The sequence below is a fragment of the Saccharicrinis sp. 156 genome (assembly GCF_050589685.1).
Lineage (GTDB): Bacteria > Bacteroidota > Bacteroidia > Bacteroidales > Marinilabiliaceae > Saccharicrinis.
Map to the genome: position 1 here is coordinate 1 of NZ_JBNGOS010000012.1, position 20,727 is coordinate 20,727.

15 protein-coding genes are annotated in these 20,727 nt (G+C 37.7%); 11 read left to right on the forward strand and 4 right to left on the reverse strand.

Annotated features, from left to right (window positions below):
• Nucleotides 1-556, reverse strand: a 556-nt coding sequence (locus ACRD64_RS09015) for a fasciclin domain-containing protein (protein ID WP_430932985.1), incomplete at its 3' end; no start/stop codon positions are given.
• A gap of 359 nt (nucleotides 557-915) precedes the next feature.
• Between ACRD64_RS09015 and ACRD64_RS09020 the strand changes: the two genes are divergently transcribed.
• Nucleotides 916-1,662 (forward strand): NADPH-dependent oxidoreductase, encoded by a 747-nt coding sequence (locus tag ACRD64_RS09020; RefSeq protein WP_430932987.1) that lies wholly within the window; start codon nucleotides 916-918, stop codon nucleotides 1,660-1,662.
• Nucleotides 1,663-2,030: 368 nt separating this feature from the next.
• Here the strand turns inward: ACRD64_RS09020 and ACRD64_RS09025 are convergent, their stop codons facing one another.
• A complete protein-coding gene (locus ACRD64_RS09025) occupies nucleotides 2,031-3,107 on the reverse strand; it encodes an Ldh family oxidoreductase (protein ID WP_430932988.1) in 1,077 nt (358 codons plus the stop codon).
• Nucleotides 3,108-3,305: 198 nt separating this feature from the next.
• Between ACRD64_RS09025 and ACRD64_RS09030 the strand changes: the two genes are divergently transcribed.
• From ACRD64_RS09030 to ACRD64_RS09045, 4 genes are all read left to right on the forward strand, one after another.
• Nucleotides 3,306-5,156 carry a DUF3858 domain-containing protein gene (locus tag ACRD64_RS09030; RefSeq protein WP_430932989.1) on the forward strand — a complete coding sequence of 617 codons (1,851 nt, stop codon included), beginning with the start codon at nucleotides 3,306-3,308 and terminating at the stop codon, nucleotides 5,154-5,156.
• A complete protein-coding gene (locus ACRD64_RS09035; RefSeq protein ID WP_430932990.1) occupies nucleotides 5,140-7,047 on the forward strand; it encodes a DUF3857 domain-containing protein in 1,908 nt (635 codons plus the stop codon). The genes ACRD64_RS09030 and ACRD64_RS09035 overlap by 17 nt, the downstream gene beginning before the upstream one ends.
• A 108-nt stretch (nucleotides 7,048-7,155) precedes the next feature.
• The gene (locus ACRD64_RS09040; RefSeq protein ID WP_430932991.1) at nucleotides 7,156-9,369 is read left to right on the forward strand and encodes a TonB-dependent receptor plug domain-containing protein; all 2,214 of its coding nucleotides are present in this window, start codon (nucleotides 7,156-7,158) and stop codon (nucleotides 9,367-9,369) included.
• 20 nt (nucleotides 9,370-9,389) lie between these two features.
• On the forward strand, nucleotides 9,390-10,172 hold the full coding sequence (locus ACRD64_RS09045) for a DUF4249 family protein (protein ID WP_430932992.1): 783 nt from the start codon (nucleotides 9,390-9,392) through the stop codon (nucleotides 10,170-10,172).
• A gap of 314 nt (nucleotides 10,173-10,486) precedes the next feature.
• Here the strand turns inward: ACRD64_RS09045 and ACRD64_RS09050 are convergent, their stop codons facing one another.
• Together ACRD64_RS09050 and pheT are read right to left on the reverse strand one after the other, a co-directional pair.
• Nucleotides 10,487-11,632: a hypothetical protein gene (locus ACRD64_RS09050; protein ID WP_430932993.1), complete on the reverse strand. Its 1,146-nt coding sequence runs from the start codon at nucleotides 11,630-11,632 to the stop codon at nucleotides 10,487-10,489.
• Nucleotides 11,633-12,018: 386 nt separating this feature from the next.
• Nucleotides 12,019-14,472, reverse strand: coding sequence for a phenylalanine--tRNA ligase subunit beta (gene pheT / locus ACRD64_RS09055; protein ID WP_430932994.1), 2,454 nt, complete (start codon nucleotides 14,470-14,472; stop codon nucleotides 12,019-12,021).
• A 322-nt stretch (nucleotides 14,473-14,794) separates the two neighbouring features.
• On the opposite strand from pheT, the gene surE reads away from it, so the two are divergent.
• From surE to ACRD64_RS09085, 6 genes are read left to right on the forward strand one after another with little or no spacing between them, the layout of a single operon-like run.
• Complete coding sequence (gene surE / locus ACRD64_RS09060) at nucleotides 14,795-15,559, forward strand: 5'/3'-nucleotidase SurE (protein WP_430932995.1); 765 nt, start codon at nucleotides 14,795-14,797, stop codon at nucleotides 15,557-15,559.
• The gene (locus ACRD64_RS09065) at nucleotides 15,549-15,845 is read left to right on the forward strand and encodes a hypothetical protein (protein ID WP_430932996.1); all 297 of its coding nucleotides are present in this window, start codon (nucleotides 15,549-15,551) and stop codon (nucleotides 15,843-15,845) included. The genes surE and ACRD64_RS09065 overlap by 11 nt, the downstream gene beginning before the upstream one ends.
• Before the next feature lie 10 nt (nucleotides 15,846-15,855).
• Nucleotides 15,856-16,986, forward strand: a complete 1,131-nt coding sequence (lpxB, locus tag ACRD64_RS09070) for a lipid-A-disaccharide synthase (RefSeq protein WP_430932997.1) — start codon at nucleotides 15,856-15,858, stop codon at nucleotides 16,984-16,986.
• 7 nt (nucleotides 16,987-16,993) lie between these two features.
• Nucleotides 16,994-17,725, forward strand: a complete 732-nt coding sequence (gene gldF / locus ACRD64_RS09075; RefSeq protein WP_430932998.1) for a gliding motility-associated ABC transporter permease subunit GldF — start codon at nucleotides 16,994-16,996, stop codon at nucleotides 17,723-17,725.
• A gap of 57 nt (nucleotides 17,726-17,782) precedes the next feature.
• Complete coding sequence (gene gldG / locus ACRD64_RS09080; RefSeq protein WP_430932999.1) at nucleotides 17,783-19,477, forward strand: gliding motility-associated ABC transporter substrate-binding protein GldG; 1,695 nt, start codon at nucleotides 17,783-17,785, stop codon at nucleotides 19,475-19,477.
• Between the two features lie 13 nt (nucleotides 19,478-19,490).
• The gene (locus ACRD64_RS09085) at nucleotides 19,491-20,426 is read left to right on the forward strand and encodes a hypothetical protein (protein WP_430933000.1); all 936 of its coding nucleotides are present in this window, start codon (nucleotides 19,491-19,493) and stop codon (nucleotides 20,424-20,426) included.
• The last annotated feature ends 301 nt before the right edge of the window (nucleotides 20,427-20,727 follow it).

Below are 20,727 nucleotides of genomic sequence, written 5' to 3' on the forward strand. Positions count from 1 at the left end.
CCAGTTCTGCGGCAATGACGGCCGCTTCCAGGGTGTTATGGTCCTCGCTGTTCACGATAATGTCAACCACGGTTGTTTTAGGTATAATAACCTTGTCAATAAAATGAATGATTGATCGTCCAAAGTGAACATCTGCTCTCCTCACTTTTGAATCATTTACATAAATGTTGTGATCAACATGCGATATTAACAATGGGTTACCATTTATGGCTTCAAGATGAGTGCCATCAGTTAAATCAGTAGAGCTATAAACTCCGGAAACCATATGACCTTTCAGCAAATCAATAAGGTCAATGAAAGGATGCTGGAAGTAGAAATCTTTCTGTTCTTCCGTTAAATGTTCAAAAGCATCTTTGGTAGGTAAAAAAACGGTTAGAGGAGCTTCATCCACAATACTCTGAAAAAGGGAGTTTAAAAATTCATAATGTGGATCATCATAAAAATTGAAAATGTTGCTTTGGGTAGCACTTTTTGTTTGTCCGGAGGTAGAAATAACAATAGGACAGAGTAGTAAAAGAACCAGAAGTCTTTTTACAAAGTAGTAATAGTTTTTCATGACATAAGTTTATTTTGGAAAAAAAAGAATAAAGTAAGAGAGGGAGGGGACCTTAAACAATTAAATTCAGTTGCTTGATGGAGAATTTAATAAAACCTGAATTGAAATAAAAAGATAGTCATAATTAAAATAAATTTCAATGGTTAATAGATATCAATATTTCTTAAACAATAATGTTTAAGAAAAGTTCATAAAAATTAAACAAAAAAACTTAATGTGGTATTTTTATTCTAATATTGTGGTTATATAAAGGCAAAGGAGTGGGTTTATATTTATTTTAAAATGGTTTGAGAAATTGAGCTCAAATATATTTCTTATCGTATTTTTATTTAACAATCATATATTTGTAAATAAAAAAGATGATTGATACTTTGTTAAATCACAAAACCATCCGAAAATATACTTCTCAAAAAATTGATGAAGCGTTACTTAACCAGATTCTGGAAGCAGGAATTCGAGCATCAACAACGGGGAATATGCAATTGTATAGCATTGTGGTATCACAGGATGAAGAAATGAAGGAGAAGTTGGCTCCTTGTCATTTTAACCAGCCCATGATTAGGCAGGCGCCTGTTGTGTTAACCTTTTGTGCAGATTATAACCGCTTTAATAAATGGTGCCAATTAAATAATGCTAATCCGGGTTACGATAACTTTTTATCTTTTATGACAGGAGCAATAGATGCTTTGTTGGTTGCCCAAAATGTTTGTGTTGCAGCAGAAAGCAACGGGTTGGGAATCTGCTATCTGGGTACGGTTATCTATACTTCGGATAAGATAATTGATGTGTTGAATCTTCCCAAAGGTATTGTGCCGGTGGCTACTGTAACCATAGGTTACCCTGATGAGAATCCAGAACAGGCTGAAAGGTTGCCGCTAGAAGGTGTAGTACATTATGAGAAATATGTGGATTATTCGGATGAGATGATAAAACGTATATATTCCGAAAAGGAACAGCTTGCGTCAAATAAGGCTTTTGTAAAAGAGAATGACAAAGAAAGTTTAGCACAAGTGTTCACGGATGTTCGTTATAAAAAGCAAGATAATATTGCCTTTAGTAAGGTGCTGTTGGACGTGCTTAAAAAACAAGGTTTTATGAATCAGTAATAAGCTATTGTTAATTATCGGAATGAAATAATAGTATAGACAGAAATAAAGATGACTTTTTTATAGGATATGATTGAACTTTTTATTGCAAAACTGCGTTTTAAAGGTAGATTATTTATAATAATTTTAAGGTTAACTATTGCATTTTTGTCTGTTTATAGCTAACTTGCTTGATGTATTAGTTTAAAAAATGATATTAAATTATTAAGCAATTCATTTGTTTGTGTTGTGTGTTAACAAATGAATTTTGTGTGTTGTGTTAGTTGAGAATGAAAAGGCCTTTATTTCCCCAAAACAAAGGCCTTTTTCAATAATATTAGCTTAAATATAACGTAATCTTGAAATTTTCCTTTACTCATCAATACGCTCTATGCTTTCTTAAATGTAAGCCCCAACGATTCCCCAATCTCGTTTAATTCATGGATGACCGGAGGCAATAGATTAATCCCGTTTTTCATTCTTTCTTTGGTCAATTCTCTTTCCGGATCACCGGGAACCAAAACTTTTTCAAATCCCTCAGCAGGTGTTGCATTTCTGAATGTGGTAATCCAATTGTCCATGTGTTTCTTGAACTCATCTGCGGGACGAAAGGCGTCTATCCTCATAGCTCCCAGGAAATGACCAATACCTTCTCCTACGGGGTTGTCCGGCACAGGAATATAAGACACAAAAGGCGGAACCCATGGGCCGTAATTTGCACCGGGTAATACAGCCGATAAAATATCAACCAATGCACCCAGACAATAGCCTTTATGGCTTCCGTGTTCGCGGTCGCTACCTAAGGGCAACATGGCACCGCCTTTTCTCAGGATGGCGGCATCGGTTGATGGATTTCCCTTTTCATCTTGCGCCCACCCCAACGGAATATCTTCTCCTTTACGTTGCAGAACTTCCAGTTTTCCGTTGGCAACAGGAGTTGTTGCCATATCAATAACAACAGGAGGTTGTTTATCTGCAGGAATGGAAACCGAAATAGGGTTGGTACCCAAAAACTTACTTTTTGAAAAAGTGGGCGATACCAAAGGACTGGCATTGGTCATCGACCATCCAATCATATCTTCTTCAAGTGGCAACATGGAATGAAATCCGGCAATGCCGTAATGGTTAGAGTTTTTGACCGCAACCCATCCGGTTCCAACATTCCTGGCTTTTTCCATAGCTATCCGCATGGCTTTAGGAGCAACCACCAATCCGGCACCTAAATCACCATCAATAACCGCTGTGCTTGGTGTTTCATGAACAATTTTAATTTTTGGGGTGGCATTGAGCCTTCCTTGTTTCCATAAACGAACATAGCCACCCAGTCTGGCGACACCATGAGAGTCCACCCCTCTTAAATCTGCTGAGAGTAAAACATCGGCAGCTAATGCTGCATCCTCTTTCGAACTTCCCATCTTAAGAAAAATATCACGGGTAAATTCTTTTAAATATTGTATGGTATACATTATGACTTGATTTCGTATGAAATATAAAGATAGATAAAACACGCAATACGGGTTATTTGGTACGATTGTTTTCGTGAATGATTATATTTTTAATATAAACTATTTGTAATTATGTTTCGATTTTTGTTAATTTATAATAAATATTTTATACCCTAAAACTAAATAAATATGGCTAGATCTACTACCCTTGCAATAATTATGTTTATTGCAGTACAGCTGTTTGCTGGAAAACCCCCCATCAAATTTGGTAAAATCGATATTGAGGATCTAAAAATGACCGTGTACGAACCTGATACTAGCGCGGCTGCCGTGGTATTGTGCAAATATGGATATTTTAATGGAAATCAATTTGAGTTTACCACAGTTACCCGCATAAAAATTCTAAAAAAAGCAGGAGTAAGCTTATCCGAGTTTTCTTTTCCGGGAAAGGAAGATATGCAAGTACGTGGCAGAGTATATAATCTCGAAAATGGGGAAATAGTTGAAGAAAAATTAAAAAAGGAATCCATTTATAAACTAAAAATAACGGAAGACTATTATCGATTGAAGGTGGCATTGCCAAATATAAAAGTTGGAAGTGTTTATGATATAGAGACAACTCAAGCCTTACTTCCCGCGGAATTCGCATTTCAAAGAGAGATTCCTATAAAATATTGCGAACTTGTTTTGGAATCAACATCTGAAATTGAATTTAGGAAAAGAGCTCGTGGTTTTGGCAGAATTAATCCAATAGGCAGCGATAAATATGTGGTGGAGGATATGCCTGCTTTTAAAGGAGAATCATTTATGGATTCTAAAGAGAATTATTTGACAAAGTTCGAGTTTGATATTTTAAGCATCAGTATTCCAGGTTATTATAAAGGATTTACTACATCATGGGAAGCTGTAAATAAAATGTTGCGATCGAATCTATATTTTGGTGGGACTTTAACGAATGGTGGTGCTTTCTTGAATAGTATCAAAAAAGAAATTGAAGCAAAGTATACTGATCCTTACGATAAAATGGTAGCTGCCTATGAGGCTATTAAACAGGTAAAATGGAATGAAGTTGAATCACTTTATGCTTCAGAATCTCATTTGGGCGGTGCTTTTAAAGATAAAAAAGCTAATTCGGCAGAAATAAATATGATGTTATATCAGTTGCTACAGAAACTGGATATTTATGGATTGCCGGTAGCAATAAGTACAAGGGAGAACGGACGGTTGCATCAATTTTATCCAAGTCTGGAAAAATTAAACTATATGTTTATTCGTGCAAAAATTGATAATGACGAATATTTATTGGATGCAACAGAGGAATTAATGCCGGTCAACATGCTTCCGATGAGATGTTTGAATAAAAGCGGTAGACTGATTAATAACCAAAGCGGTAGTTGGATTAACTTAAAGACCGATAAGAAGGATAAATCTGCTATAGTTTATAATTTGAAACTTACGAAAGAAATGGTTGCGGAAGGTACAATGGCGTGTAGCAGAAGTGACTATTCTGCCTACTATTTCAGAAAAGATTATAAAGGCTTTGCGAGTGATGATGAATTTATACAGCATATGGAAATGGAACATCCAGGTTTAAGAGTGAAAGATTTTGAAGTAAATAATATAGATTCCATTTATAAACCACTTAAGGAGAAATATAATGTCAAAATTCGTAATTTGGCGCAGCAAGTAGGTGATATGGTGATGATTAATCCATTTATTTACGAGAGAGTAAATGATAATCCTTTTAAACTTGAAGAACGGAAGTATCCTGTGGATTTTGCTTATAAACGAGAGAAGTTAGTTATGTCTTCTATTACAATACCAGATGGGTACACTTTTAATGCCGTTCCAAAACCAACTAAAATTGCTTTGCCTGAAAAAGCGGGTTCTGTTTTGATTAATTATTCAACAAATGGTAATGCGTTAAATGTGCTTTATAAAATTAAAATTAATAAAGCGGTATTTACTCCAGAGGAATATGCTTATTTAAAACAATTGTATGCTTTAATTATTGAAAAACAAGCAGAACCAGTGGTAATTAAAAAGAATCAAGATGCGGCTACGTTATAAATTAATATTTGCATTGTTTGTGTTTACAACGTTAGCTTTCGCCAAAAAAACACCAATGTATCCGGTTTCTGCTATTCCCGCAGAACTATTAAAAGGTGCCGATGCTGTTGTTCGTAAAAAAAGTACGGTAGTAGAAGTAGTATCGGAAAGCAAGATGTACTGTTCTGAGAAATTTGCTATTACCATACTTAAGGAAAGTGGCAAGGATAAAGCATTGTTCCGGGAAAGTTATACCAATTTAAGTAGTGTCAGCAATATTACGGCTATTGTGTATGATGCACTTGGAAAAAAAGTAAAGTCAATCCCTACAGGTGAGATCAATGATTTTACGGCTATATCTGGAGCTTCTTTGTATGAAGATAGAAGGGTGAAAGCAATCGATCCTAAATATTCCGTTTACCCTTTTACAGTAGAATATACTTTTGAAAAAAAATATAATTCGGCCTATTATTTACATGGCTGGTATGCTTTCCAAGGATACAATACGGCAGTTGAGGATTACCGATTTAAACTATTGGTGCCTCTAGACTTTAAGTTTCATTATAAAGAATATAATTTGCCCAAGACAGCTGAGGAGGTTGAGGTGGATGAGAAAAGGCAGTTGTTTTGGCAAATTCAAAATTATAAAGCCCCCCAGAAAGAAGTATTAAGTGCCCATTACGAACATTGGGGGCCTGCTGTGGCTATTGCACCTAACCGTTTTGAAATCAATGATTACAAGGGAGATTTAAACAGTTGGGCAAGTTTTGGTCGTTTTTTCTTTGAACTAAACAAAGGCAGAGACAATGTTCCCCAGGCAACAATTGATCATTTGGCAACTATGTTAAACGAAAATATGTCAGATTATGAAAAGATATCAACAATCTATCAGTATTCACAGAAGAAAAACAGGTATATAAGTATACAGGAAGGTATAGGTGCACAACAGCCATTTGAGGCTGAAACGGTGGACCGATTATCTTATGGAGACTGTAAAGCTTTATCGAACTATGTAGTTTCAATATTGCGTAATTTCGGCTACAATGCATATTATGTACTGGTTCAGGCGGGTGAAGAAAGTTTTTCGGAGAAAGATTTTGTGAATGACTATTTTAATCATGTCATAGCTTGCGTTCCACTTGATACCGATACGATATGGTTAGAGTGTACCAATTCTTTTATTCCATGTGGATATTTAGGCGATTTTACGGATGACAGAAATGTTCTATTGATAACAGAAGAGGGTGGGAAACTGGTAAAAACACCCGGGTTCGATGTAGAAGAAAATAATCAGTCAATAAAAGGAGATATCAAAATTTTTGATGATGGCTCTGCTTCAGGGAAAGCTCTAATATCCTATAAAGGATCATTATATAGCGATGAATATGGCTTATTGTTGATGGATGAGACTGATCGTAGAAAGAAAATAATAAAGTCTATAAATGTCCCCCACTTCGATTTAATAGATTATGAAATAGTTCAACACAAGTTAAGAAAACCATGGTTGGATAAAAGTTTGTCCATATCCATTCCTGGTTTTGCCAGTAAAATGGGAGAGCGGTTATTCTTTTCTTTAAACGGGATGAATAAGTCATCTGTTATTCCGCCATATTCCAGAAACAGAAGATCACCTATGATGATTTCACGTTCATATAGTGAATGCGATTCAATGACCTACCTGCTTCCAGAGGATTATAAGATGGAAGCTATTCCTGAGCCGGTTGAACTGAAATCTGAGTTTGGAGAGTATCGGAGCAAAGCAAAAATAATAGAGAATAGGATTGTTTATGAAAGATCTTTGAAAATTTGGAAAGGGCAATACCCCAAAGAAAGATATAATGACTTTGTAGAGTTTTTAGAGAAGATAGCGAAGTACGATGAAGTAAAGGCTGTACTGGTGAAAAGCTCTTAGGTTAGTGACTGATGAATTACGATACATAAATAAAGCCTGCTTGTTTCAAGTAGGTTTTTTTTATGAAATAATTGTATTTTCACTGCTCTAAACTAAATATTCCAATTCTTGAATCGCTTTACTGTCTGTCTGTTTCTGTTTTTCAGCTGTTCCTGCTTGTTCGCTCAAATCATAGGGGTGGTTGTAAACGCGGAACAGGTGCCAATTGAATCGGTTCATGTTCGGAATGTGAGCACAGGAAAAGGGGTGGTGTCCGATAGCTCGGGTTTTTTTAGCATTGAGGCATCAGTGGGCAACATACTGGAATTTCACCATCTCAATTACAGCAGTTGTTATCTACCCGTTTCATCCCCAAGTTTAGACATAATAGTATTGCAAAAAAAGGATTTTTCCATTGATGAAGTAAATGTAACTTCCCATATCAATCCCGAATTTACCCAATCAACCATAACCAGCATTAATAGGGTGCCTAGTTTTTTGGGGGAGCCCGATGTGATTAGGTACCTGGGCACTTTACCCGGGGTTACCTCTCTGGGAATGCTGGATGCGGGTATTTATGTAAGAGGTGGGAACAGCTCTCAGAATTCCTATTTGGTAAACGGCAACCCGGTAGGTGATCCGCAGCATATCGCCGGTCTCTTGTCAACATTCGATCCTTATATTCTAAACCAATCCAAGTTCTTTAAATCAGGTTTTCCTGCAAAATATAATGGTTATTTATCTTCTTATGTTAATATGAAACCGGTAGATTATTTAATGGAAGATTTTAATGGAGAGGTGTCTTTGGGGTTGTTATCATCATCTGCAAGAATTAAGATTAAACCTGATCGAAAGAAAAAGTCACTTTTAGGAATTTCATTTCGTCAATCTTACTTTCAATTACTTGCCAATGCATATAATAGAGACAAAGAGAGTAACCAACAATTGCCGGCTTATTCTTTTAATGATTTTACGCTATCCTATAATTTTTCGTTAAGCAGAAACTGGAATGCCACGTTTTTTTTCCTGATGACCTCAGATCATTTGCCCATGGATTTTGGCGAGGGTTTCAACTATGGATTGAGGTGGAGTACTTTCTCCAGTTCGGTACAACTAACAGGAAGGATATATGAGGGAATCCGGGCAATTGTGTCGTTAGGATATAATCGCTATATGTCAGACGTCAATATGGATTCATGGGTGAACTCAAACAGTATAAATAAAACCAGGCAGTTCAACGCGAGAGCTCAAATGGTGCAAACCATATCATCAAACATAGGCATCAATTATGGAATCGAAACCACCTTTAAACAATATGATTACAACCAGGAAATAGAGAATTCAACGGAGAACTATTTTGCAAATGAATTGATTTTCGCATTTACCGAAGGCAGAGTAAAGTTGAACAATAGCCTTTCGCTAATTGCCGGAGTAAATGCATCTACTTATTTAAGCGGTAGTGCTAAGTTTTTTTTATCGCCCAGGCTAAAGTTGTCTTATAATAATAGCATTTGGTCGGCATGGATGGACTATTCCAATTCACTGCAGTTTGAAGAACGGATGAATATATTTACGGTTCAAAGCCCGGTGGATATTTGGCTGCCGGTAAAAGAATATTCACCTTCAAAAAGCGATCAGGTATCTTTGGGAGTAAAATTAAGGCTAGGTGCCAAAACTAGTGTTCATCTGGGAGCATTCTATAAAAGTTTAACGGACATTAAAGAATTTGAGACTTTTAACAGGGTTGATCTGAGCGAGAGTATCGATAAGATGATATCAGGGTGGGGAAATTCTAAAGGCGGAGAATTGGATGTTACCTATAATTCGGGCAAAGTATATACACGGGTAAACTATACGCTTTCGCATGTGCGGGCAAAGTTTAAAGGCATCAACAATGGCAACTTTTTTGATCCGCCTTATGATTTGCGTCACAATATCCTGTGCAATACCTCATTTAAGGTTCTGAAAGCATTGAACTTTAACTTATTGTGGACATATAAATCCGGAGTTACGGCAACTGTTCCCGCCGGTGTTGCTATTGCGAAAGATATTGGTGGAAACGGTTCGGAATTTATACCCGTATATGAAGAACGGTATAATTACAGAATGCCTTCGACACATCGCATGGATTTAAATATGGAATACCTGAAAAAAACCAAGGGCAACTTGTTGAAAGTTAATGTGGGTGCTTACAATGTATATAATCAACAGAACCCGAGCTTTGTGTTTGTTCAGGCTGAATCAAAAGATGATTATTTTATTAAGTTTAAACTCAATTCAAAAGTTATATTCCCATTTATGCCGTATTTCTCGGTTAGCTATAATTTTAATGTTAAAAAATAGACAAAGGATATTTTAAAAAGATGAAGTTTACAATTATAGTGGTTTTAGCGTGGTCGTTGTTGTTTTCATGCATCGAAAACAGAGAGCTGCCATACAATGGTTTATTGGCCGAGCCAGGGTATTTTATTGAATGTTATTTGGTGCCGAATGATAGGTACAAATTAACAGCAACGAAATTGCAGCCTTTATACGACGATTATATTTTGGATTATTCGTTGGAGTTTGATGTGAGGATAGATACGTTGAAACTTTGGCAAGGGTTATTTAGAGAGAATAATTCGGATTACGTGTTTAATTATAGGCATAGTTATCGATTTGAACCATCCAATAAAACTTCGATAGATGTACAGGTAATTACACCTGAAATGGATACAGTTGTGGCTACGACAACTATACCGGAGGAAATTGATATTTTAAACGAGAAGAGAACAGGTGATGATATATCATTTGGTTTCGAACTGTCGGAACAGGGGTGGCACAACTATTTCATGATAAATATAAACACGGCACAAAAGGATACCACATTCCGGAAAGTACGCTTTTTAGACTATAGCCATATGAACACAAGAGATACAGTAAATATTAATTATACAGTTTTAAATAGTGAAACTTTTGATCGTATAGAAATAATTCTTCGAAGAATAACAAAGGCCAACTACGATTATCAGATATCTCTTGAAAACGCCAAGGATGCCAACAGCGATAATTTAATTTTACCATCGCCATTGGCAGGGAACTTAAAGAATGCTACGGGTATTTTTACCTGTTTCACTCGGGATAGTGTGGTATGGAACAGGGAGTAAATTATTCAAGAAGAAAGTACGAGCTGCAATAAAAGTGTTGGCCAGAGCGATAGATCTTATCGGTGGTGGCGGGAGGAAGGATTCTATTGGTCTATATTTTTTTGCTTCCGTGCCTGTCAGCAAGACAAGGTTTTTGCAGCGAAGATATAAATGAAGTATCGTCCCAAAATCAAATAAATTATAGAACGAAATTCGTTGACTTAACAATATTACCCCAGCTAGAGGAAAAAGGTTTATTTTGTTGTAAGTAAGGATGTTTCAAGAGGAGAATGCTTAATGTGGACCTCTGTTTTGACTTGGCACATAGTAAGAAGCTACTCAAAATCCAATTTGGTAATAAAAAAGTTAGGCGTAAAAACCAGGCTGATACCATAGGCGTATTCCAGCGCTGATGCTTCAACATCGTAGTAACTCTCCACTTGAGCGTTAAATTTAACTTGTTTCATAAGAGTTTTGTGGTAGGTGAACTTGGCGGTTATTATTTGCCTTTTTTTGGTATAATAATCTAGCTTGTAGTCGGATACTGAATAAAACAGCGCACTTCCTTTTGGGGCAAAGAAATTACTGGCGTTCCAATAACCGGCCATTATTTCACCATGCTTGTAGGTGAGGATTCCGGTAGGATAAATTGCACCACCTTTATTGAATGGGAATGTTCTGGCGTCTGTTAAATCATTATAGCTGCAAAAATAGGTGGCAAGACTAATCTTCTTTATAAAAGCGCCGTCAATCTGCTGTGATACTTTAAAGCCTGATACCAGGTTTATCAATGAATACGATTCGGTTAAATAATCACTGATTTGACCACCTAAATGAAATGCGGTCATTTGAAATGGTATGCTCAGATTAAACCGGGCTTCGGGTTGTGTGATTTTGTAATCGAGGCTGATTCCACCGGTGAACTTCTCGGGAATTTCATCACCATGGAATATAAACTGTTCCCAATCTATCCAGGTGTCTAACCAAAGTCGTTCGGATTGGTGAAAAAACTGAACACCGGTTTCGGTAGGCCTTAAATATTGCCATTCCGGATTAAACAAAGGTTCAATAAGTCGGTGATGAACATCTCCTTTAATATTCCCCAATATCATGTCCCATTTTTTACCCAGCTTAACATACGCGGAAACTACAGGAACAAATTCGCTAAAGTCTTTGATACCACTATATTTTACGAGGTGTGCACCAACTTGCAGACGGACATTTTTACCTGCGTAATACATCAGCGACGGCTGGATTGAATAACCGGGTAGCGTATATCCTTCGGTATATTCGCCAAAATATTCGTTGTTTTTTACAAAGTTGTTGTTTTCTATTCTGAAGTATAATTTTCCTGTCGCACTCGTATCAAATTCCGCAAAGGTATATCTATGTGACAAGTCGATTTGAGCCCTGGAAGTATAAGATGCTCCAATTAGAATAATCGTGAAAAAAAAACTTTTTAAACAAGTATTTGCTTTCATTGAGTCGCTTATATAAAAGTCGGTAATTGGTACATCATACTATCGGGCAAGTATAAGGTTACAAATAGGTATAAAAATATAAAAAAGCCGTAAATACTGTGTAAATACGGCTTTTGTTTATTGTTAATTTATTTTTTTTGCCACGTTAATTGGTCAGTGTGTGCCAATGGGTTTGTCTTTGTATCAAACAAGAATGTAGGTTTGACGTATTTTTGGGAACGGTTTTGAGGAAATCACTACAGCTCAAAACGGCACATTGCTTTTCCTTTCGGCTTTTTACTCTCCGCGTTCCGCTCTCTGCACGTTCCGATTTTCGACTTGTACATCTCGCTTAACGACAACACTGGATTAGTTTTGTTCAACAACTATTGACCAGTTGGCATTGTCTATCTTAATTGCGCACCAACTTCTTTCTCAAAATTGCGGATCATATTATTCATGATCTTGTCAATTTGTTTGTCGGTAAGTGTCTTGTTTTCATCTTGCAGAATGAAGTTTACGGCATATGACTTTTTATCAGCACCCAACTTTTCTCCTTCGTAAATGTCAAATAGCGAAACGCTCTTCAAAAGTTTTCTTTCTGTTTTTTGAGCTACCGTTTTTATCTGGCCAAAAGTCACTTTTTTGTCTACCAGCAATGCCAGGTCGCGACTTACCTCGGGATATTTAGGGATTTCCTTGTAGGTTAAGGATTGTCTTCCTGCTACTTTCAAAAGATTATCCCAATTGAATTCGGCGAAATAAACAATGTCTTTTAGGCCGAAGTTTTTTCCAATCTCAGGACGTACCAAACCATAGTCTACCAGATGGATTTTGTTTTTGGTGGCGACGGTAACTCCCTCTATGAAAATGTCATTTGTGACATCTTCCTCGCTGAGCATACCTTCAGGCAAGTTTAAACGACGCATTACCTGGTCAACCACAGCTCGCATATCCGCAAAAGAAACCTCCCTATCCTGGGCGTTCCAGTTCGCGGCAATCATCTTACCTGACAAGAAAATACCCAAATGGTGTTCCTCGTTATACTTTTCGAGCGATCCTTTTTCTCCTTCAGGGTTCAGATAATAACAATTTCCGAATTCAAAGATCTTAAGATCGCTGTTTCTACGGTTTATGTTATGCGCGATAGATTCCAGTCCCCCCATTACCAATGACTGACGCATTCCTGCCAAGTCGTTGCTCAACGGGTTGAACAATGCTACCACATTCTTTTCGGGGTATTTCTCCAGTTTTTCGTAGAATGATGGCTTCGTCAATGAGTTGCACATGATTTCGTTAAAACCCTGTGCCACCAATTGGTTTGCAATAATATTTTTCACCTTATGATCATCCGGCTTATCCGAATACACCAAGGTAGAGTGCACTTCATTTGGAATTTCGATATTGTTGTAACCGTATATTCTTAAAATATCCTCGATCACATCTACTTCGCGCTGTACGTCTACTCTGTATGGAGGAACGGACAACAACATGCCTTTTTCGTCCTCCCTTACAATCTCCATCTCCAAGGCAGAAACAATGTCTTTAATTTTCTCCTGACCCAGTTTTTTTCCGATTAAACGATCTATGTTTTTCCATGTAACCGCAACCTCAAAGTTTTTAACGGGGTTAGGGTAGATGTCTGTAATATCCGATGAAATGGTTCCGCCGGCCACTTCTTTGATTAATAGCGCAGCTCTTTTTAAAGCATAGACAGTAATGTTCGGATCAATCCCTCTTTCGAAGCGGAAAGAGGCATCGGTGCTCAAGGTATGCCTTTTGGCCGTTTTACGCACAAACACAGGATTAAAGTAGGCACTTTCCAAAAACACCTTGGTGGTAGACTCTTTTACCCCACTTTTTGTTCCACCAAACACACCCGCGATACACATGCCTTCTTCAGCGTTACAAATCATCAGGTCCTGATCGGAAAGTTCTCTTTCCATCTCGTCCAAAGTCATGAACTTGCTTTTTTCAGGCAGAGTTTTTACGATAACTTTGTTGCCTTTTATCTCGTCCCCATCAAAGGCATGCAAGGGTTGGCCCAACTCGTGCAACACATAGTTGGTAACATCTACAATATTATTGATGGGTGACAAACCGATTGAAACCAACTTGTTTTTTAACCACTCCGGAGAATCTTTTACTTCAACATCTGAAATGGTTAAGCCTGCGTATCTTGGACAAGCCTCTTCGTTTTCAACGGCGACATCCACCACAAAGTTTTTGTTTTCTACAGCAAAGTCATCAATCGAAGGAGGCGATAAGACAGCATCCTGGCCGTTTGACTTTAAGTAAGCCGCCAAATCGCGTGCTACACCATAATGTGATGCTCCGTCTACCCGGTTAGGTGTTAAGTCAATTTCAATTACCGTATCGGTCTCCACATTAAAATAATCTTTGGCCAACGTTCCAACGGCAACATCTTCCGGTAAAACCATAATTCCGTCATGGCTGCTTCCCAAACCAATCTCGTCCTCGGCACAAATCATTCCCAAAGAAGCTTCGCCTCTGATCTTTCCTTTTTTTATGGTGAAACTATCTTCGCCATTATATAACACAGTTCCAACAGTTGCCACAACTACCTTTTGTCCTGCAGCCACGTTAGGTGCACCGCATACAATAGCTAGGGCATCTTCGTTACCGATGTTTACGGTTGTTTTGCTAAGTTTGTCGGCGTTAGGGTGCTTTTCACAGGTAAGAACCTCACCAATCACTAAACCTTCCAAACCTCCTTTGATAGATTGAACCTCTTCGATTCCACCTACCTCAAGACCAATGGCTGTAAGTATTTCGGAAACCTTTTGGGTTTCCATATCTATGTTTAAGTAATTCTTTAACCAGTTGTATGAAATCTGCATTTTATACTATTTAAAATAAATTTAGTGTTCGGTAAAATGCCAATATTATAAATGAAAACCGTTAATGATCTAATGAAATTAACGGTTAACTCATTTAAAAATCGGAATTAACTATTTTCTATCCGTTGAAAATGAATACAATCGCAAAAGGTTTTATGGGTGAAATCGGTCATATTGCATTTCAAGGCAACAAAAGTAATTATTTTGATGTCAAGTTGCCAATAACAGAACCGAAAACTAATAATACGTATCATACATTTTTATATATATGCTTATCTATTGTATATTTGGGGACTTATTTTTCAATAAAAAACAACGCAACGTGACCAATAAACCATTGATATTAGTAACCAACGACGATGGAATCCATGCCAAAGGGATGGCCTGTTTGGTTGAAGCTGTGAGCGAATTTGGCAAGATTGTAGTGGTATCTGCCAACAAATCTTTTTCAGGCATGTCACATGCTATTACGGTAAAAAACCCGTTATACATTAAGGATATGGGAGAAAAGGATGGAGTAAGTTATTACGTAACCAACGGAACACCGGTTGATTGTGTAAAGCTTTCTTTGCATACGATCTTGCATCGTCATCCCGATTACATTGTTTCCGGCATTAATCACGGCTCAAATAGTTCAACAAGTGTACATTATTCAGGCACTATTGGGGCTGCTCGCGAAGGCTGTATGAATGGTGTCCCATCTATCGGATTTTCTTTGTTAAGTTATCAATCGGATGCTGATTTTAGTGAAAGTATGAAAGTAGTTAAGTCTGTTTTTAGGTCTGTGCTTGAAGAGGGTTTGGCTAAGGATACTTATTTAAATGTGAACATTCCTGACACAGATAACGTAAAGGGAATTAAAATGTGTCGTCAGGGTAAAGGGAAATGGGTGGAGGAATTTCTGGAAAGGACTGATCCCAGAGGTAGAAATTATTACTGGTTGACAGGTCATTTCGAAAATTTAGAACCGGAAGCTACAGATACTGACGAATATTATTTGGAAAATTATTTTGCAACAGTTGTTCCCTGTGCCATTGATGCAACGGATGCAGCTTCGTTAAAAGAAAATAAAAATTATGAACTGTAAATGTAATAAACTCTATATAGGCCTTTTGATAGGTATTGTACTGCCCTTGATAACCTCATATATAGTATTCTATGTGCGCTTTGGGGATACTTTAACGATACCTGAATTTATATCGGGCTTAATAGAATTGGATGGGTTTACTAAACTGTTAAGTTTAAGTGTTATTCCGAATTTAATATTCTTTTTAATTGCCATTAATTTAGAAAGATTATTGGCGGCCAGAGGAATTGTTACGGCAACGGTGCTATATGCCGTTGTGGTTATGGTATTGCGTTTTTCATTATAAAAGTATAACATTGAAATATTATATCATTGCAGGTGAGCCTTCGGGAGATTTACATGCATCCAATTTAATGAAATCCCTAAAAGTTGAAGACCCTAAATGTGAATTTAGGTTTTGGGGCGGAGACCTGATGAAGGAAGTAGGAGGGGATTTAGTGCGACATTACTCCCAAACGGCTTATATGGGCATTAAGGAAGTGGTTTCCAATTTAGGTAAGATAAAAGCCAATTTTAAGTTGTGTAAGAGCGACTTGCTCAATTATAATCCTGATGTTCTTATTTTGGTAGATTATCCGGGATTCAACCTGCGAATGGCCGAATTTGCCAAGAAAAAAAGCATCAAAGTTTTTTATTATATCTCGCCAAAAATTTGGGCCTGGAATACCGGAAGGGTTAAAAAAATTAAGGCTTATGTAGATAAAATGTTTACCATTCTACCGTTCGAAACCCAGTTTTACCAACAATACGGGGTACCTATCGATTACGTGGGTAATCCGGTTTTAGATGCTATCGACAACAGAAATAACAAAGGTGAGGATTTTAACGCATTTAAGGAGCGTAATGGGTTGGATAAAAGGCCTGTTGTGGGGCTGCTGGCAGGATCCAGGGTGCAAGAAATAAAATACGTTTTGCCCGAAATGGTCAGGATGATCGACCAGTTCCCCGATTATCAATTTGTAATTGCAGGTGCCCCCTCGTTTACCAAAGCGGATTATCAACCATTTGTAGCGGGTAAAGATGTAAAGATTATTTTTAAGCAGACTTATGAATTATTGCAACAGGCTCAGGGTGCCCTGGTTACTTCAGGAACCGCCACTTTGGAAACGGCTTTGTTGGATTGTCCACAGATTGTGTGTTACAAAATGTGGGGAGGAAAGAATTTTCATAAGTTTATCAAAAGATTCGTGTTAAAGGTCGAGCATATCTCTTTGGTAAATCTAATACTGAATAAAGAAGGAGTTCGGGAGATGGTTCAGGAAGAACTAAATTTTAGAGATTTAAAGTCTGAGTTGACTAAACTTTTGACGGATCAGGATTATAGAATAAGGATGTTTAATAATTATAACGAGCTGCACAAAATAATGGGAGAACCGGGAACTAGTTCCCGTGCAGCAAAACTAATGGTTCAGGCATTAAATAATTAGTATTTCCATGTGGAGTTTATATCATAAAGAGATAACATCATTTTTTAGTTCCCTGACCGGATACTTGGTGGTGGGTGTGTTTTTGGTGCTCACAGGTTTGTTTTTATGGGTGATACCGGGCGAAATGAATATTTTATTTGGCGGGTACGCTACCCTGGATTCATTATTTTACCTGGCACCCTGGTTATATTTGTTTTTGGTGCCCGCGGTTACCATGCGTTTGTTTGCCGAAGAAAAAAGAAGCGGAACAATCGAACTTCTATATACCCGACCATTAACGGAATTTCATATTGTTCTGGCTAAATATTTGGCGGGATTTACTTTGGTTGTCATTAGCTTGCTCCCTACCCTTATTTATTTTTATTCGGTAGTACAGCTGGGAAATCCGGTTGGAAATATTGATTACGGTGGTACATGGGGATCGTTTGTGGGGCTGCTTTTTCTGGCAGGAATTTATGTGGCAATAGGGGTTTTTTGCTCTTCGTTGACCGACAATCAGATAGTTTCCTTTGTAATTGCCGTATTGCTTTGCTTTGTTTTTTATTATGGATTTGAGGCTTTGTCGCAATTGGTTCCCGGGAGTAACTCGCAATCGCTAATTGTAAACTTAGGGATAGATGAACACTATCAATCAATGAGTCGCGGGGTAATCGATTCCCGTGATTTGCTTTATTTTATTAGTGTAATCACCCTATTGTTATTTCTTACCCGAACAGTTATGGGAAGCAGAAAGTGGTAGGAGTTAGTTAAAAGTTGAAAGGTATGCGAGTTGCTAATTGCTAAATGCTAAAGAAAAATGTCTAGAGATATTCGATCAAAAAATATTTGGCAGCTGGTTGTTTTGCTGGTTGCCATTGTGGTAGTAAACATGTTGGCAGGTTCCTGGTTCTTTCGCATGGACCTGACCAGTGAGAAGCGTTATTCCCTCTCTGAAAACACAAAGGACTTATTGGTGGATTTGGAGGAAGCCATTTTTGTTAAGGTTTATCTGGAGGGTGATTTAAACGTAGGCTTTTCAAAATTATCGAAGGCTACTTACGAGTTGATGAACGAATTCAGGGTGTATGGCGGAAGTAATATAGAATTTCGTTTTATCGACCCGGCAGAAGGAACCAAAAAGGAAAAGGAATTAGTTCAGAAGGAAATGCAGGAGCTTGGATTAAGTCCTGTGCCGGTGTATGAACAAGCCGAAGACGGGAGAAATACGACATCGTATTTTTATCCATATGCTGTAGTATATTACAACGATATGCAGCTGCCATTAAACCTGTTGGAAAATATCAAAGGTTTTTCCGGTGCGGAGAATCTCAATAAATCCATTGAAAGCCTCGAGTTTAAATTTACCGATGCCATTAGACGGGTTACCATGGACGAAAAACCCAGGGTTGCTTTTATTGAAGGACATGGAGAGCTGGATGATTACGACGTGATGGACATCACTGATCATTTATCACAATACTATCAAGTAGATAGGGGGGTAATCGGAAATGATCCAAGTATTCTTGATCCATACAAGGCTATTATCATTGCAAAACCCCAAAGCAAATTTTCTGAAAGTGATAAGTATGTAATCGACCAATATATGATGAATGGGGGACGGGTGATGTGGTTGGTGGATGCGGTAAACGTTACCTTGGACAGTCTGAGGAAAGCCAGGGAAACCATTGGTATGATGGCCGATTTAAATATCGAAGACCAGCTTTTTAAATATGGTGTCCGTATCAATCCGGTATTGATTCAGGATATCCAATCGGCCATGATTCCCATGTCTGTCTCTACAGGCGGTCAGCCAAGGATAGTTCCTGCGCCATGGTTATACAGTCCTTTGTTAATTCCGCAGCCCGATCATGCTATTTCGCGAAATATGAACGTGGTGCAGGGCGAGTTTGTAAGTTCTATCGATACGGTGAACAGTCAGCTTCATATTAAACGAACGGTTCTGTTGAGGACATCGCGTTATTCAAAGGCTGATCAAGTGCCTGTTTTTGTTAGTTTGGCCTTTGTGAACGAAAAACCGGATCAAAGAACCTTTACACAATCGTTTATGCCGGTTTCCGTTGTTCAGGAAGGGGTGTTTACCTCAGTGTTCGAGAATAGAATGGCACCCGGGAATATTTCCCCACAACCAGTAGAGATTAAAACCCAGAGTGTTCCTACAAAAATGATTGTGGTAGCCGATGGGGATTTAATAAGGAATAAGGTCCGCTTTAAAAACACCAATCCAAAAATCCTACCATTAGGCTATGACGAGCTCACCAAGCAAAATTTTGGCAACAAGGATTTTATCCTGAATGCCATTCACTATTTGTGCGACGATGCCGGTTGGATGGATCTGAGGGCCAGAAGTTATACGTTAAGGTTGCTGGACAAAAGCAAGATAGCCGACCAATCGTTTTTCTGGAAGATGATTAATGTATTACTACCCCTTTTCCTGGTGCTGGCATTGGGGTTTGTAGTTTCGTTCTATAGGAAGTATAAGTATATGAGATAAGTTTGGTATTAAGATGAATAATAAGCGTTACTTTCTGATTCTTCTCGCCTTTTTAACATTAGGCCTTGTTTACTATTTCACTCAATCCAAAAGTACGCTTGAGGATGAGTTTGATATTGCGTTGGCGTCGGTGGAGGAAGTAGATGAAATTGAACTGAGTTCTGGAAACGATGCCGTAAAACTAAGAAAAATTGGAGGACTGTGGGATATCAATAAACAAGGCATTGCCTCAAAAGTTAAGATAGATGCATTCCTTAAGGTGCTTGCTTCTTTATCGGTACGTAATCCGGTAACGGGCAGTAGAGGCCAGCAGATTAAAAACGTACTTTTGGAGGAAGGCGTATGGGTAACTTGCAGCAGCAATGGAAACAAACTATACAAGCTTGGTTTTATATTGAACCCCTCGGATATGGTGGGGAGTTATGCTTTTCGTGAGGATCACAGATATGCAGTGCAGTTAAATGTTGTAGATAAGGAGGCTCGTGTGTTTTCTGCAGATCCTGCCTTTTGGCAAAGCAAACTTATTTTCTCCGTCGCATCTGAAAATGTAAAAGAAATAAACGTGGATTGGGGAAGCGAAGCACACAATTTCGCGGTAAGGGAGAATGCCAATTTAGGTTTTGACTTTTTTAGAGATAAATCCGACCAAACCAAACTAGCTGATGCAAATAAACTGAAGTACTATACCTACGAGTTTGCTAACCTAAGCATGAATGACAAAAATAAAAAATATAAGGAATTGGCAGGTGAATGGATTTGTAAAGTAACCGTTACCGATAATAACTTTCAAAAAACGCAAGCCTTATTTTATCAGTTAAAGAATACAGATGGAACGATTGATAAAAACAATTTAGTGGTCAATATAGCCAATACCGATGTTTGGGGAAAGATACCCTACTTAAAAGTAAATCCTTGCCTTAAAAAAGCATCATTTTTTATCCAATCTTAAATGTTTGGATACGAAATCAGACTAAGTCAAGTTTGTTTTAAATAAAACATTGCCGGTTGAACATTCTTTTTTTGAAAGATAGTAAGCCTAAAAAGCTATTTTTTAATATATTTGGTGAGTGTTCAAAAAAGCTGATAAGTACTTTGGGTTAATTTTGGTTAAATCAAAGAATTGCTTTATAATTACCTTTGTTAATATTTTTAGTCAGTAACTTTTTAAATGGTTCATTACCAGTAGCTGATAGGAGCGAGGGTAAAGGATGTTTAAAATTAAATTGTAATCATATGAAACCGTCATGGCG

Coding starts and splice junctions, on each gene's coding strand:
- ACRD64_RS09020 (WP_430932987.1), top strand. CDS start 916: ATGATTGATACTTTGTTAAATCACAAAACCATCCGAAAATATACTTCT.
- ACRD64_RS09025 (WP_430932988.1), bottom strand. CDS start 3,107: ATGTATACCATACAATATTTAAAAGAATTTACCCGTGATATTTTTCTT.
- ACRD64_RS09030 (WP_430932989.1), top strand. CDS start 3,306: ATGTTTATTGCAGTACAGCTGTTTGCTGGAAAACCCCCCATCAAATTT.
- ACRD64_RS09035 (WP_430932990.1), top strand. CDS start 5,140: ATGCGGCTACGTTATAAATTAATATTTGCATTGTTTGTGTTTACAACG.
- ACRD64_RS09045 (WP_430932992.1), top strand. CDS start 9,390: ATGAAGTTTACAATTATAGTGGTTTTAGCGTGGTCGTTGTTGTTTTCA.
- ACRD64_RS09050 (WP_430932993.1), bottom strand. CDS start 11,632: ATGAAAGCAAATACTTGTTTAAAAAGTTTTTTTTTCACGATTATTCTA.
- pheT (WP_430932994.1), bottom strand. CDS start 14,472: ATGCAGATTTCATACAACTGGTTAAAGAATTACTTAAACATAGATATG.
- ACRD64_RS09065 (WP_430932996.1), top strand. CDS start 15,549: ATGAACTGTAAATGTAATAAACTCTATATAGGCCTTTTGATAGGTATT.
- gldF (WP_430932998.1), top strand. CDS start 16,994: ATGTGGAGTTTATATCATAAAGAGATAACATCATTTTTTAGTTCCCTG.
- gldG (WP_430932999.1), top strand. CDS start 17,783: ATGTCTAGAGATATTCGATCAAAAAATATTTGGCAGCTGGTTGTTTTG.
- ACRD64_RS09085 (WP_430933000.1), top strand. CDS start 19,491: ATGAATAATAAGCGTTACTTTCTGATTCTTCTCGCCTTTTTAACATTA.